At 72.8% G+C, this 13644-nt stretch carries 13 protein-coding genes and 1 pseudogene; 6 read left to right on the top strand and 8 right to left on the bottom strand.

What is annotated here, in order from left to right; all coding sequences use genetic code 11:
- Nucleotides 1-6 precede the first annotated feature (6 nt).
- Together ACZ6S4_RS31700 and ACZ6S4_RS31695 are read right to left on the bottom strand one after the other, a co-directional pair.
- Nucleotides 7-2424: an ABC transporter permease gene (locus ACZ6S4_RS31700; protein WP_465478412.1), complete on the bottom strand. Its 2418-nt coding sequence runs from the start codon at nt 2422-2424 to the stop codon at nt 7-9.
- Nucleotides 2421-3110 (bottom strand): ABC transporter ATP-binding protein, encoded by a 690-nt coding sequence (locus tag ACZ6S4_RS31695; RefSeq protein WP_465478411.1) that lies wholly within the window; start codon nt 3108-3110, stop codon nt 2421-2423. Before ACZ6S4_RS31695 ends, ACZ6S4_RS31700 begins: the two co-directional genes overlap by 4 nt.
- 217 nt (nt 3111-3327) lie before the next feature.
- Here ACZ6S4_RS31695 and ACZ6S4_RS31690 point away from each other — a divergent pair, with 217 nt between their 5' ends.
- Genes ACZ6S4_RS31690 through ACZ6S4_RS31675 form a run of 4 tightly spaced genes read left to right on the top strand, consistent with a single transcriptional unit; the run spans nt 3328 to nt 6544 of the window.
- Nucleotides 3328-4647 (top strand): sensor histidine kinase, encoded by a 1320-nt coding sequence (locus ACZ6S4_RS31690; protein WP_465478410.1) that lies wholly within the window; start codon nt 3328-3330, stop codon nt 4645-4647.
- On the top strand, nt 4644-5303 hold the full coding sequence (locus tag ACZ6S4_RS31685; protein ID WP_465478409.1) for a response regulator: 660 nt from the start codon (nt 4644-4646) through the stop codon (nt 5301-5303). Before ACZ6S4_RS31690 ends, ACZ6S4_RS31685 begins: the two co-directional genes overlap by 4 nt.
- The gene (locus tag ACZ6S4_RS31680) at nt 5300-5950 is read left to right on the top strand and encodes an AAA family ATPase (protein ID WP_465478408.1); all 651 of its coding nucleotides are present in this window, start codon (nt 5300-5302) and stop codon (nt 5948-5950) included. Before ACZ6S4_RS31685 ends, ACZ6S4_RS31680 begins: the two co-directional genes overlap by 4 nt.
- Nucleotides 5951-5953: 3 nt before the next feature.
- A complete protein-coding gene (locus ACZ6S4_RS31675) occupies nt 5954-6544 on the top strand; it encodes a cadmium resistance transporter (protein ID WP_465478407.1) in 591 nt (196 codons plus the stop codon).
- Between the two features lie 48 nt (nt 6545-6592).
- Here ACZ6S4_RS31675 and ACZ6S4_RS31670 read toward each other — a convergent pair whose 3' ends face one another.
- Together ACZ6S4_RS31670 and ACZ6S4_RS31665 are read right to left on the bottom strand one after the other, a co-directional pair.
- Nucleotides 6593-8125: a glycosyltransferase family 2 protein gene (locus tag ACZ6S4_RS31670; protein ID WP_465478406.1), complete on the bottom strand. Its 1533-nt coding sequence runs from the start codon at nt 8123-8125 to the stop codon at nt 6593-6595.
- Nucleotides 8125-8289, bottom strand: coding sequence for a hypothetical protein (locus ACZ6S4_RS31665; RefSeq protein WP_360834204.1), 165 nt, complete (start codon nt 8287-8289; stop codon nt 8125-8127). Before ACZ6S4_RS31665 ends, ACZ6S4_RS31670 begins: the two co-directional genes overlap by 1 nt.
- 243 nt (nt 8290-8532) lie before the next feature.
- Here ACZ6S4_RS31665 and ACZ6S4_RS31660 point away from each other — a divergent pair, with 243 nt between their 5' ends.
- Nucleotides 8533-9570 carry a hypothetical protein gene (locus ACZ6S4_RS31660; protein ID WP_465478405.1) on the top strand — a complete coding sequence of 346 codons (1038 nt, stop codon included), beginning with the start codon at nt 8533-8535 and terminating at the stop codon, nt 9568-9570.
- A gap of 36 nt (nt 9571-9606) precedes the next feature.
- On the opposite strand, the gene ACZ6S4_RS31655 is transcribed toward ACZ6S4_RS31660, so the two are convergent.
- The 4 genes from ACZ6S4_RS31655 to ACZ6S4_RS31640 all read right to left on the bottom strand — a co-directional run bounded on the left by ACZ6S4_RS31655 (nt 9607) and on the right by ACZ6S4_RS31640 (nt 12948).
- Nucleotides 9607-10410, bottom strand: coding sequence for an LPXTG cell wall anchor domain-containing protein (locus ACZ6S4_RS31655; RefSeq protein WP_465478404.1), 804 nt, complete (start codon nt 10408-10410; stop codon nt 9607-9609).
- A gap of 131 nt (nt 10411-10541) precedes the next feature.
- Complete coding sequence (locus tag ACZ6S4_RS31650) at nt 10542-11726, bottom strand: MFS transporter (RefSeq protein WP_465478403.1); 1185 nt, start codon at nt 11724-11726, stop codon at nt 10542-10544.
- A 51-nt stretch (nt 11727-11777) separates the two neighbouring features.
- Nucleotides 11778-12251: a hypothetical protein gene (locus ACZ6S4_RS31645; protein WP_465478402.1), complete on the bottom strand. Its 474-nt coding sequence runs from the start codon at nt 12249-12251 to the stop codon at nt 11778-11780.
- The gene (locus ACZ6S4_RS31640; RefSeq protein WP_465478401.1) at nt 12241-12948 is read right to left on the bottom strand and encodes a TetR/AcrR family transcriptional regulator; all 708 of its coding nucleotides are present in this window, start codon (nt 12946-12948) and stop codon (nt 12241-12243) included. Before ACZ6S4_RS31640 ends, ACZ6S4_RS31645 begins: the two co-directional genes overlap by 11 nt.
- Between ACZ6S4_RS31640 and ACZ6S4_RS31635 the strand changes: the two are divergent.
- A pseudogene (locus ACZ6S4_RS31635) lies at nt 12848-13627 on the top strand (DUF2306 domain-containing protein); the annotation flags it as partial. The gene ACZ6S4_RS31640 and the pseudogene ACZ6S4_RS31635 sit on opposite strands and share 101 nt — an antisense overlap.
- Nucleotides 13628-13644 lie beyond the last annotated feature (17 nt).

Here is a 13644-nt window from a genome sequence, read left to right as displayed (position 1 = left end):
GAGGTGTCATTCGGTGCGCAGTGCGGTGACCGTGCGGGTGCCGGCGGCCCAGCCGGCCGGGAGGAGTGCGCCGCCGACCGCGATGACCAGCCCGCCGAGGCCGAACAGCAGCAGCTCGGTGGAGCCGTAGACGTCCACGATGGCGGCGGGCAGGGTGAAGCCGGCGGTGCCACCCATGGCGCCGAGCACCGCACGCTGCAACGCGACCCCGACCGCCGCGCCGATCACGCCGCCGATGACACCGGTGACCAGCACCGAGGAGATGACCATCGTGGTCGTCTGCCGCGGCGTCATCCCGAGGGCCTTGTGCACGCCCAGGTCGTGCACGCGCTCGCGGGTCTCCAGGACGACGACGTTCAGTACGCCCAGGCCGGCCACGACCACCAGCAGGATGCTGAGCAGAGCGGTCAGTGCGTCGATGATCAGCACGAGCTCGTCGGTCTCGTGCGCGACGGGCCGGGCCGACGCGCCGAGCGACCGCAGCGCCGTGTCCAGGGCGGAGGCGTACGCCGCGGTGTCGGTCCCGGGCCGGACGGAGACGAGGAAGTTCTCCGGTGCCAGGTCGGGCTCGGCGGCGCGCAGAGTCGCAAGGTCGGTGAGGATCTGCATGCCCCGGTCGTCGGTGTTGAAGGCCTCGCCGACGATCCGGACGGTGACGTCGGTGCCGTGATCGGTGAGCACGACGGTGTCGCCGACCTTCTTGCCGGCAGCGGTCAGGAACGGGGTGGAGACCACGATCTGGCCCGGCCCGGTGAGCCAGCTCCCGGAGACCATCCGGTAGTAGCGGGCGCCGTCGGTGCCGGTCAGGGCAACGGTGGTGAGCGGGTCGGTGATCCCGGCGACGGTCACCTCGGTCCGGGCCTGGCCCACGTACCCGCCGGTCCCGGCCTGGGCGGTGATCGCCGCGACGACCCCGGCGGGGTCGCGGAGAGCCCTCGGCCCGTCCGGCCCGGGCTGGAGGCCCGGCCCGCCGGCACCCGGCCCGCCGGCACCCGGCCCGCCGGCACCCGGCCCGCCGGCACCCGGCCCGGACGCCTCCATCCGGGCGTCGATCTGCACGTCGGCGAGGTCCTCGGCCTCCTGGATCAGGCTCAGCGACGTGCCGAGACCCACAGCGAACGTCACGGCTGCGGTGCCGAAAGCGATCGCGGCGACGATGCCGGCCGAGCGCAGCGGCCGGGCGAAGGGATGGGCCAGACCCAGGCTCATCGGCCGCGGCACCGGGATCCGGCCGGTCAGCCGGGCCGCCCACTGACCGCGCCCGGGCCGGGGCGTACGGCCGACGGCGATCGCGTCGACACTGCGCAACCGGCCGGCCCGCGCCGCGGCGGCCCAGGCGGTCAGCGTCACCACGGCGAGCGCACCCCCGGCCACCACCGCGTCGACCCACAGCGTCACCCCGTTGTCGGACGTGCCGTACAGCCGGTTGGTCTGGGCCAGGACCGGCAGGGTCAACAGGTTCCCGGCGACGACACCGAGCACGGTGCCGGCCGCGGCGGGGATCAGCGCCTGACCGACGTACGCCCGGACGACCTGGGCCGGGGTGAAGCCCAGCGCCTTGAGGATGCCGATCCGGTGGGTGCCGGTGCTGACCGCCCCGGCGATCACGTTGCCGATGATGAGCACCGCCATCACCACGCCCAGCACCCCGAACGCGATCAGGAACGGCACCAGCAGCGCGGCCTGGCCGACGGCGTTCTGCCGGGTGGCCAGCCAGGACACGGCTCCGGTGAGAGCACCGGCCGGCACGGTGGCGGCGATCGCGGTGCGGGCCGCGTCGACCTGCGCCGTGGTCCCGGCGGCGGTGAGGCGGTAGAGCATCTGCCATCCGGCCGGGCCACGGTCGCCGGTCCAGGCGGCGACCTGCCCCGGGGTCACCCAGGCGTCGGCGGTCCGGCTGACCGAGCGGGCGATGCCGACCACGGTCACGTCGGGGCTGCCGGGCGGGTCGGTGACCGTCCACACCGTACCGATCTTGACCGGTGGTCCGCGGAAGCGGCTGTCCTCGGCCAGCACCAGCTCGCCGGGGGCCGTCGCCCACCGGCCCGCGGTCAGCGTGACCTGGTCGACCGGGCCGTCCGCCGCGGACCGGCCGACGACAGTCATCGGTGGCCGCGGGTTGCCGCCCGGCCCTCGAGCGCTGATCTGGGTGGTGGGAAACGGTCCGGCTGCGGCGTCGATCCCGGCGGCCCCCGCGGACGCCGTCAGCTGCGCCACCGTCGCCTTCGCCGGGTCGAACTGCGCGGTCAGGTGCGCGCCCTGCTGCTGGCCGAAGGCCCGGTCGAACGGTGCCCGGGAGGCGACCAGCAGGGAGCCGCCGAGCACGGCGGAAGTCACCGCGATCAGCACGACCATGGTGATCACCACGGTCTGGACCCGGTGGCGGCCCGCTCCGGCGCGGACCACCCGGCCCAGCGTGCTCATCGGACGGCCGCCGTCGTGTCCGCGGCCACCCGGCCGTCGCGGAGCTGCACCGTACGGGTCGCGCAGTTCTCGGCCAGCGCCAGATCGTGCGTGACCAGCACGATCGTCTGACCGTCGGCGTGCAGCTCGTTGAGCAGCCGCTGGACCTCCTCGCCGGCGGCGGTGTCCAGGGCCCCGGTCGGCTCGTCGGCCAGCAGCAGCGCCGGCCGGTTCATCAGCGCGCGGGCCACGGCGACCCGCTGCCGTTCCCCGCCGGAGAGCCGGCCCGGGTACGCGGCCGCATGCCGGTCGACGCCGAGCACGGTCAGCAGCTCGGTGGCCCGGCGCTGCGCGGCGGCGCGGGCCATGCCGGCGAGCTGGGCCGGCAGCATCACGTTGTCGGCGACGGTCAGGTCGTCGAGCAGGTTGAAGAACTGGAACACCAGGCCGATCCGGGCCCGCCGGTACCGGGCCGACGCCGCCTCGCCCAGCTTGTCCACGGCGACGCCGTCCACCGTGACCGTGCCGGCGCTCGGGCGGTCCAGCCCGGCGATGAGGTTGAGCAGGGTGGACTTGCCGCTGCCGGACGGGCCGAGAATCGCCACCGACTCCCCCGGCTGCACGATCAGGGACAGCTCCCGCAACGCCGGGGGCCCGTCGTCGTAGCGTCGGGTCACGTCCCGCAGTTCGATCAACGGCGCTGTCATAGTGGTCTCCTCGTCGGATGGCAAGCCGTGGACGGGCTCGGCGGCGTTGACGCTAGGTGCGGGCCCGGACCGGACACATCGCCAGCGGGAGGCATCTTCGGTACCGCAACGGGATGAGCCCGGCGCGGCGTCATCCCCGAGATGTAGGCGTGCGAGGTAGCGCGCACCCGTCCCGAGACGGATACCGCGGTGCCGCCGCGGCGACGAGAATGGGCCGGTGACCGAACGTGCGCTGCTGAGCCGGCTGCGGGCCGGAGTGCGGGCGCTGACCCGGCCGGCCGGCGCGCTGCCGGCGCTGCCGCTGCGGGGCCAGGTGTTCGACGCCGTGCTGGCGCTGGGCCTCGGCATCGCCGCGATCCAGGCCGGTGACGAGGGCATCCAGAACCGGGCCCGGCTGGTCAACTGCCCGGTGCCGGACCCCGGTCCTGGGCCGGCGCCGGTGTGCGAGCCGGTGTGGCCGCCGTTCCTGCCGGTCGACGAGGGCCAGTCCGCCGGTCCGACGACCCTGCTGCTCCTGCTGGTGGTGCTGCCGCTGGTGTTCCGGCGGCGGTATCCGCTGGGCGTGCTCTGGATCGTGCTGGCGCTGGCCACCGCGGTCAGCGAAAACCCGGCGGCGTTGCGGCTGTCGTTCTTCGCCTGCGTCATCGCGGGCTACACGGCCGCGGTCTTCAGCCCGTACCGGTTGCCCGCGCTGGCCAGCCTGCCGGTGGCGGCGGTGCTGCACAACACCTTGCAGTCGGACGCCAGCTCGGTGGCGGACAGTGCGGTGCCGTACCTGATCATGCTGCCCATCGCCGTCGCGGCCGACGGCCTGCGCCGGTGGAAACACCGCGCCGACGAGGGGCAGGCGCGGATGGCGGTGATGGCCCACGAGCAGGCCGAGGCGGTGCGCCGGGCCACCGAGCACGAACGGGCGCGGATCGCCCGGGAGCTGCACGACGTGGTGACGCACAACGTGAGCGTGATGGTGATCCAGGCCGGCGGCGCCCGCAAGATCATGGACTCGTCGCCCGAGCAGGCGAAGGAGGCGTTGCTGGCGGTCGAGGCCAGCGGCCGGTCGGCGATGACCGAGCTGCGCCACGTGATGGGCCTGCTCACCATGCAGGGCGAGGGCCCGGAGCCGGCGAGCGACGCGGACCTGGCGCCGCAGCCGGGTCTGGACGGGCTCGACGGGCTCGTGCAGCGGATGCGCGACACCGGCGTGCCGATCGAGCTCACCCGCAGCGGGCGCCGGATGCCGCTGCCGTCCGGGATCGAGCTCACGGTGTACCGGCTGGTGCAGGAGGCGCTGACGAACATCGTCAAGCACGCGGCCGGCGCCTCGGTGCGGGTGACGCTGGCCTACAGCGACGACGATGTGCAGGTCGAGGTGGCCGACACCGGCGGCCGGTCCGGCGCCGCGGCCGCCGGCGGGGCCGGGCGGGGGCTGATCGGCCTGCGCGAACGGCTCGCCGTCTACGGTGGGGTCCTGCAGGCGGGACCGCGGCTCAGCGGCGGATACCGCGTCCACGCCCGGATCCCGGTGGAGGTGTCGTGACCACGGCGCTGCGGGTGGTGGTCGCCGACGACCAGGCGCTGGTCCGCGCCGGCTTCCGGATGATCCTCACGGCGGACGGCATCGAGGTGGTCGCCGAGGCGACGAACGGGACCGAGGCGGTCGACGCGGTTCGCCGGCACCGGCCCGACGTGGTGCTGATGGACATCCGGATGCCCGAGATGGACGGGCTGGCGGCCACCCGGCAGATCCTCTCCGGCACCGGTGAGGCGCCGCGGGTCATCATGCTGACGACGTTCGACCTCGACCACTACGTGTACGCGGCGCTGACCGCCGGGGCCAGCGGCTTCCTGCTCAAGGACGTCACCCCCGAACACCTGGTGAACGCCGTACGGCTGGTCCGCGACGGCGACGCGATGCTCGCGCCGGCGATCACCCGGCGCCTGGTCGAACGTTTCGCCCAGCGCGACGCCGACGTGCCGGTCGTGCACCGCGACCTGAGCGTCCTGACCCCGCGCGAGCTGGAAGTGCTCGGCCTGCTGGCGCACGGGCTCAGCAACTCCGAGCTGGCCGCCCGGCTGCACCTGTCGGAGGCGACGGTGAAGACCCACGTCGCCCGGATCCTGGCCAAGCTCGGGCTGCGGGACCGGGTCCAGGCCGTCGTCGTCGCGTACCGCACGGGCCTGGTCAATCCGTGACCCGGGAGCGGGTGATCGCCGAGGTCGCGGCCCGGATCCCGGCGGCGGCCGGAGCCGTGCGGGTCGCGGTGGACGGCGTCGACGGGGTCGGGAAGACCACGTTCGCCCGGGAGCTTGCCGCCGCGCTGTGCGCGCTGGGACGGCCGGTCGTGCACGTGTCCGCCGACGGCTTCCATCAGGTACGGGCCCTCCGGCATCGGCGGGGGCGCACCTCACCCGAGGGTTTCTGGCTGGACTCGTACGACTACCCGGCGCTGGTCTCCGACGTGCTGGCGCCGTTCGGGCCGGGTGGGGACCGGCGGTATCGCAGCGCCGTGCACGACGTCGCCACCGACGAGGTGCTCGATCTGCCGTGGGTGCAAGCGCCGGCCGACGCCGTGCTCGTGGTGGACGGGTTGTTCCTGCACCGCGACGAGCTGACCGCGTACTGGGACTTCTCGATCTTCCTGACCGCGCCGTTCGCCGTCACCGCGCAGCGGATGGCCCGGCGCGACGGCACCCACCCGGACCCGGACCATCCGAGCATGGCCCGGTACGTGCGGGGCCAGCACCTGTACTTCGCCGCCTGCCGGCCGTGGGAGCGGGCCGATCTGGTGATCGACAACAGCGACATCGGCCGGCCGATGCCGGTCGTGGAACAGAGGTAGAGGTTGCTGGGAACCGTGCTCGCGGCGGTCGGAGTCTTCGCCGGGACCAACGTCGACGACATCATCGTGCTGACCGTGCTCTTTCTCACGGCCCGCGCGGCGGGCCGGCCGCGGCCCTGGCAGATCTGGGCCGGGCAGTACGCCGGCATCACCGTGCTCGTGGCGGTCTCCGCGCTGGCCGCCCTGGGCCTGGCTCTGGTCCCGGACGAGTGGGTCGGGCTGCTGGGCCTGGTCCCGATCGCGCTCGGTGTCCGAGGGCTGATCGGCGCGGCCCGCGGTGGTGCTGACGACGATTCCCCGGTGGCGGCCGGGAACGCGCTCTCGGTGGCCGGCGTGACGATCGCCAACGGCGCGGACAACATCGCGGTCTACACGCCGATGTTCCGCACGCTGGGTGCCGGCGGCAGTGTCGTGGTGGTGCTCGTCTTCGCGGTGCTGATCGCGGTGTGGTGCGCGGCGGCGTCGTGGCTCGGCTCGCACCGCCGGATCATCGAACTGGTCCGCCGGCACGGGCACTGGCTGGTGCCGCTGGTCTTCATCACCATCGGCCTGGTGATCCTCATCGAGTCAGGCGTGCTGAGTCGCCTGTTCTGAACCCGACGCGGCGCCGGACCCGCCCACCGGGCCCGGCGCCGCGAGCGGTCAGGCCGGCACGGGCTCGCGCGCCTCGGGCTCGGCTCCTTCCGCCACCGGGGTGGCCGTGTTGTGCTTCAGCGCCAGGTAGAAGCAGAGGATCGCCGGGACCGCGATCAGCAGGACCGGCAGCGCGCTGCCGGTCAGGTAGATCGACACCGCCGTCAGCAGCACCCCGAAGATGATCTCCGCCCGGTTCGCCACCAGCGCCTGGCGCAGGGTGATCCGCTGGTCCTCCTTGGGGGTCACCACGAACACCGACTTGCCGAACGCCGAGGTCACCGAGGCCCGGAAGCTGATGAACAGCATCGAGCCGTACAGCAGGATCGTGTGCAGCAGATACCAGGCCAGGCGCAGCTTCGGCATGGTGCGGAAGTGGAAGATCACGTCGTTGAGCATCGGCGCCAGCAGGAACAGCGCCGTCGGGGCGAGCATCCACAGCGGATATTCGATGCGGTAGCCGAGCACCGGCAGCACCACCACGTGGATCGCCACGTAGATCGAGAACACCGCGGTCAGCGGCAGGTTGTAGGTGAACAGCACGATGTCGAGCTTCTCGAACCAGCTCATCCGTGAGCGCAGGATCACCGCGGTGTAGCGCTTGATGAACTCCATGTTGCCCTGGGTCCACTTCGAGTGGCGCTTCTTGAAGGCCAGGTAGTCGACCGGATACTCCTCCTCGCACACCACGTCGGGCGCGAAGACGGTGAAGTAGCCGACGTCCCGGGCGGCGATCGAGAAGCACAGGTCCTCGGCCACCACGTGCGGGAAGCCACCGGCCGCGGTGTAGCACTCGCGGCTGACCATCGCGCCGTGCCCGAGCAGCGACAGGAAGCCGTACCGGTCCTTGACCGTCTGGTACGCGATCCAGTGCGAGTCCACGCCGATCGAGAACATCCGCATGAACGCGTTGCGGTTGCGGGTGGCGATGTGGTTGGCCTGCACGATGCCCGCGTTCGGGTACGCCGCGAAGTAGTCCAGGCTGCGCAGGATGTAGCCGGGCGGGATGATCTCGTCGCTGTCCAGGATGACGAAGTAGTCGTACTCCGCCGTACCCAGGTAGTTGTTGAGATTGCCGGCCTTGAAGCCGGCGCGGTCCGCCCGCCGCACCACCCGCACGCCGTGCTCGGCGCCGAAGGCGTCGACCTGGGCCAGGTATTCCGGCTTCGACGAGTCGTCCAGGATGACCACGTCGAAGTTGCCGTAGTCCTGGCGCATGCTGCGCAGCAGGCTGTCGGCGGAGAAGTCGTTGCAGGTGCAGTAGACGAGCACGACCCGGGGCTGGGCCGCCGACGCCCGGCGCGGCACCGGCCGCGACCGCCGGGCCGAGACCAGGTGGTAGTACAGCGTGTAGACGACGTCCTTGGTGCCGTTGAGCCAGAAGTACGCGATGAAGACGGTGCTGGCCACCACCAGCGTGACGATCGGCCAGCCGGCCCGGGTGGCCGCGTCGAGCTGGTCGAGCGACGTCTCCAGCAGCGCCGCGAGCAGCACCGACCAGCAGCCCAGAATGATCAGGTAGAGCCGGGGGGACTTGGTCATCAGGAGCCGTCCCGTCGCCGCTTGAGCCGGTCGCTGAGGGCCAGGACCGCGCCGATGCCGACGAACAGCGCGCCGCCCACCGTCACCGCCGTCAGGCTCGCGGTCTGCCCGAGAATGGTGATCCCGCTGCCGGTGAGCGCCAATGACGCCGAGTTGTCGTACATGATTGTTCCTCCCCTGGAAGTGACTGCCGGGATCCACCATGGACGGGCGATATTAATGGCGGGTAAAACGGTTCGTTCGCCCGCGTTTCACGCCGGGAGCGGGCCGGCATTGTTTCCCCCGGATGAACTCTGTCAATATTTGCCGGCTCGGCCGCCGGGGCAGGTCAGCGGGGTATTGTGGGGCGCACGGAAACGCTGTGTCCATACCGGAGAAATGGCGGCATGACATTTAAGCTGGCCCATGTGTTGACCCTCACACTGGCGGTGCTGCCGCTCACGGCGTGCGGGTCGGACGGCGACCGGCCGGGGCGCGCCTGCCCGACCGGCACCTCGCTCGGCAGCTCGGCCGCATTGACGCCGTATCCCGGCCCGGCCGGCTGGATCCAGGGCGCCACCTGGTCACCGACCGCCGACGTCGGCGGTGATCTGCGGCGGATGCGCGACGAGCACGCCATCGACACGGTGAACGTGTACGGCCTGGAGACGTGGAGCAGGTCCCGCCTCGACGAGTTCTTCACCGCACTGACCTCGTTGCGGATGCGGGCGGTCGTCCGGCTGGAGGCGTACGACCCGGCAACGTTCGCGTTCCGCCCTCAGGACGCGGCCGAGGTGTTGGACAGGCACCGTGAGCTGCTTGATGACGTACGGGACAAGCCGGTGGCCTACCTGGCGCTGAACATGCCGGTGGACGATCCGCGGGTGCAGGCCCGGCTCGGCGGGGTCAACTCGGAGCTGTCCGCGCGCCGCCAGGTCGCGTACGCGAAAGAGCTCGTCGCCCTGGTCCGGCCGCACGCCGGCCCGGTGCCCGTCTTCCTCGGCCTGTTCTACGGCTGGGACGGGTCGTACCGGATCCCGTCCTATCGCGACAGCGGCGCCGACGGGTACGTGCTGACCAGCTACAGCTATCCGGGCGGCCGGGTGCCGTCGGCGGGCAGCAGCGCGGAGGAGCTGATCGACGCGCCCCGGCTGCGGTCGGCGGCGGACCGGGCGGTGGCCGCCCAGCCGGGTTCCCCGATCGTCGTCGAATACGGATTCCAGACTCTGGCCGCGCAGGACTCGATGCCGGATCAGACGGCCGGATTAGTGGCCGACGTCACGGTTAAACGCGCGGCACTGCGCGCGACCACCCATTTCTATTGCTCGCGATACCCGGCCGTCATCGGCACGACGTATTTCGGCTACAACGTTTTCAAGGCGGAGGGAAATCCGCCGCGAACTCTCGACTACGGGCTGACGACACCACCGTCGGGAACAGCGCGGCCCGCCCCGGGCGGTCGATGACCGCCGGGGCGGGCCGGTGCCGACGTTCGGCGGGGCTCAGGCGATGAACTTGCGCCGGCGGCGCAGCAGCAGGGTCGCGCCACCGCCGACCAGGGCCACGCCCACCGCGGCGATGCTGCTGACGGCGGCACCGGTCAGGGGCAGGCCACCGCCGCCGGTCCCGGTGCCCGCAGCCGGCGTGGGCGACGGGGTCACGGTGGGGGTCGGCGTGCTGTCGCCGGTGGCGGTGTCCGTCGGCGTGGTCGGCACCTCGCCGGCCGGCGTGGTGGCCGGGGTCGTGGCCGGCCCGGTCGTCGGCGCGCTGGTCGGCGTCGCGGTGGTCGCCGGTGTGGTGGTCGGCGGCGTGGCGGGCTGGGTCGTGGTGGGCGGCGTGCCCGACGCGGCGCAGGTGTGCGTGAGGACGAACTTGTCCGCCTGGCCGGTGATCGTGGCGGTCGCGCCGACCAGGGTCCAGCCGGCCGTGGTGGCCACCCACGCCTTGCTGTGGCCGGCGAAGACGATGTCGTCGTCGTCCGCGGCGCCGGCCTCGATGACCACGGTCTTGTCCCCGGCACCGTCCTGGTCGGTGTCGAACGTGGCGGTGATCAGCGTGAACACGCCCGTCTTCTCGGCGTTGCCGGGCAGGTTGAAGACCCAGACGTCCCGGCCCGGGTACGGCCCGCCGCCCAGGTTGACGCCGCACTCGTGTTCGTAGTTCGCGGCGGTCGCCGGGACGTTGCCCGGATTGATCGGGACGACGGACGGGACGGGAGCGGCGGACGCCGTGGCGGCGAGAGCGAGGGAGGCGCAGCCACCGAGGGCGGTGGCTGTCGCGGCGCGGAAGTAACGGTTGATCTGCATGAATGCGTGCTCCGGGAGTGGCGTCGGGGGACGCCACATGATTCACACGGGACCCACCGCACCGGATCGGCTGAACGGCCCGAGGGCCCTGACCGCGATCATCGGTTCCGACATCTCCAGCAAAGGCCCGGTTACCTGCCAATGTGCACAGTTGCCCCGGCCGGCTGCCCGGACCGGGAACGGCGGGCGACGGCGGCCGCCGAGGCCAGGCAGAGGGCGGCGCCGGCCAGCAGGACCGGGCGGGCTCCCAGGTGGACCGCGGCCGCGCCCAGCGGGGTGGCCAGGGCGACCGGGCCGAACATCAGCGTGTTCGCCGTCGCCGCGACCCGCCCCAGCAGCTCCGGCGGGGTGTGGGTCTGCACGGCCGTGACCGCCGCGACCAGCGTCCAGGGCAGACCGATGCCGCCGATCACCCCGCCGGCCAGCAGCGCCGGCCACCACGGCAGGCAGCGCACCCCGAGGGCCATCGCGACGAGCGCCGTCCCGGCGACGCCGACGACCGTCACGCCCGCGCGGGAGATCAGCCGGCCGACGATCAGGCCACCCACGACCGAACCGGCGCCCTGGGCGCTGAGCACCAGACCGAGGAAGGTCGCGGCCAGGCCCAGGTCGACCGTCACGACCTCGTACTGGGCGGCGGTGGCGAAGCCCGTGGTGGCGATCGAGACGGCGGCCAGCGTGACGGTCACCCGCAGCAGAGGATGCCCGGCCAGTACGGCGAGACCGGCGCGCAGTCCTGACGGAACCTTCGTGCTGGTCGCCGGGGCAGCGGTCAGGCGCAGCGCGGCGTAGAGGACTGCCACGATCACCGGCAGCGCCGCGCTGAGGACGGCGACGGCCGCGCCGCCGTGCCAGGCGTAGAGGCCCGCGCCGGCCAGCGGGGCGACGAGCTTCATGCCTTCCTGGGCGCTGGACCGCCAGCCGTTGACCTCGCCGAGAGCGCCGGCCGGCAGGGCCACCGGCAACAGGGCCGACTCGCCCGCGTCGAGCAGGACGTAGCTGATCCCGTACGCGAGGGAGACGGCGTAGAGCAGCCAGCTGCCGGCCGGGGTGCGCACCGCCAGCAGGCTCAGCAGAGACGCGGCCAGCACGAGGTTGGTGACGATCAGCAACGGGCGGCGGGGCACCCGGTCGAGCAGGCCGCCCAGCCACGGCCCGGCCAGCACCGGCGCGAAGACGCAGAGGCCGGTCAGTGCCGCCCGGCTCGCCGAGCCGGTCAGGTCCAGCATCCAGATGCCCGCCACCAGCGACATCGCGGTGCTGCCGAAGCCGGACAGCAGCGAGATCGCCACGAAGAGCACGACGTTGCGACGCATGCCGTCCACCTCAACAGGTGAGTCCCTGCGACTCAATGCCTATCAGTGCCGTCAACGATCCGTTGACAGCGCCCGACGCAGGGCCGCCGCGGCGAGCCGGACGTGGCCGGGCAGGGGTGCCGCGGCGAGGTCCTCGTCAGCCTGGGCGGCGAGCGCGTAGAGGCCGCCCGGTGGTGCGTCCAGCGCCGTCCGCACGGTCGCCCGGACCAGGGCGGCGCGCGGGAACCGGGTGGTCCAGCGGCGGTCGGCAGCGATGCCGCGGTGCAGGTCGTCGACCGCTGCGCGCAGGGTGACGATGCTGTGGGCGTACCGGAGGTCCTGCTCGTGGCGCCGCGACCGCGCGGCCGCGACCAGCCGTTGCCGGCGCTGCTCGGCCGCCTGGCGGCTGGTCAGGCCCAGCGCCGCGGCGACCTGGCTCCAGGTGGCGCCGGCCTGGCGGGCCCGGTCGATCAGCTCGAGCTCACGCTCGTCCAGGGCGGCCCGGGCCGCCCCGATCTCGGCGAGGTGCCCGAGCTCAACCTCCACCGCGCGTCACCATGACGTCGATGCCGTCGAGGACGCGGGTCAGCCCGAACGTGAAGGACTGCTCCGGATCGCCGTCGCCGGCCGCGAAGATGCCGGCCGCCGAGGCCGCGGCCAGGGCGGGCATCCGTTCCGGCGTGACGAAATGGGCGATGAGCCGGCCGTACTCGGCCTGGTCGCCCGGCCCGCGCTGAAGCAGGACGGCCCCGATCTCGGCCTCGCCGCGGACGAAGTGCAGCACTGTCATCAGCACCTCGAACCGTTCGGCCGGGCTCAGGGCGGTGTCGTCCAGAGCGGACAGACCCCGGTCGAGCCAGGCGAGTTGGCCCGGGTCCAGCGGCGGCCGGCCCGCGGTGACCTGCAGGATCCACGGGTGGGCGTAGTAGACCCCGCGCAGCGCCCGGGCCCAGGTCTCCAGCGCCGCTCGCCAGCCGGTGGCGGGCAGCTCGGGCGGCGGTCCCGGGGCGGCGTCGGTCATGAAGGCCAGCAGCTCATCCTTGTTGGACACGTGCCGGTAGAGCGACATCGGCGCGCTGCCGAGCCGCTCGGCCAGCCGGGCCATGGACAGGGCCGCGATGCCGTCGGCATCGGCGAGGGCGATGCCGGCCGCGACGATCCGGTCACGGCTCAGCCCCCGGCCGCCCGGCCGGTCCGGCTCGCCCCACAGGACGCGCAGCGTACGCGGGATCTTGGTCGTCACGGTGGCCATCCTACGAGCGCCCCTCGCGAAGCTTGTGCGTATGCCATACGCTACTTGCGTACGCCATACGCAACGGAGGGGGACGGCGATGACGGCACGACCGAGATGGTGGCGGCGACCGTGGGTCTTTCCGCTGGGGGCGGTGGTGACGCTCTTCCTGGTCTTTTCGCTGCCGCCGTACCTCAGCCTCGACCCGGACCGCTCCCGCGTCCCCCAGCCGGAGGCCCTCGGCGTCGCGCACTACTGGACACTGGTGCCGCACGTGCTGTTCGGCAGCATCGCGCTGGCCACCGCGGTCCTGCAGATCTGGCCCTGGCTGCGCGCCCGGCACCCGGTCTGGCACCGGCGGCTCGGCCGGCTCTACGTCTTTGGCGGGGTGCTGCCCGCCGGAGTGGCCGCGCTGGTGGTGGGCGCGTTCACTCCGTTCGGACCGGCCACCCGGGCCAGCAACCTGCTGCTCGCGGTGCTGTGGCTCGGCTGCACCCTGACCGGCTGGCGGATGGCCCGGCAGCGCCGCTTCGCCGACCACCGGCGGTGGATGATCCGCAGCTTCGCGCTGACCGCCTCCATCATCACCAACCGGATCTGGGGTGCGATCGCCGTCATCACACTCTCCCCGCAGCTCGACACGACGTTCCACGGTGACGAGGTGCTGTTCAGCTGGGTCGTGTCCGCAATAGCCGCGTGGCTCGGGTG

The organism is Actinoplanes sp. NPDC051405, from assembly GCF_055586185.1.
The sequence above is the reverse complement of the archived record's forward strand: the minus strand, read 5'-3'. Positions and strand labels throughout refer to the sequence as shown.

Bases quoted from the DNA above. Each gene is read 5' to 3' on its own strand.
- ACZ6S4_RS31700 (WP_465478412.1), bottom strand. From the start codon at position 2,424: ATGAGCACGCTGGGCCGGGTGGTCCGCGCCGGAGCGGGCCGCCACCGG.
- ACZ6S4_RS31695 (WP_465478411.1), bottom strand. From the start codon at position 3,110: ATGACAGCGCCGTTGATCGAACTGCGGGACGTGACCCGACGCTACGAC.
- ACZ6S4_RS31670 (WP_465478406.1), bottom strand. From the start codon at position 8,125: ATGACCAAGTCCCCCCGGCTCTACCTGATCATTCTGGGCTGCTGGTCG.
- ACZ6S4_RS31665 (WP_360834204.1), bottom strand. From the start codon at position 8,289: ATGTACGACAACTCGGCGTCATTGGCGCTCACCGGCAGCGGGATCACC.
- ACZ6S4_RS31655 (WP_465478404.1), bottom strand. From the start codon at position 10,410: ATGCAGATCAACCGTTACTTCCGCGCCGCGACAGCCACCGCCCTCGGT.
- ACZ6S4_RS31650 (WP_465478403.1), bottom strand. From the start codon at position 11,726: ATGCGTCGCAACGTCGTGCTCTTCGTGGCGATCTCGCTGCTGTCCGGC.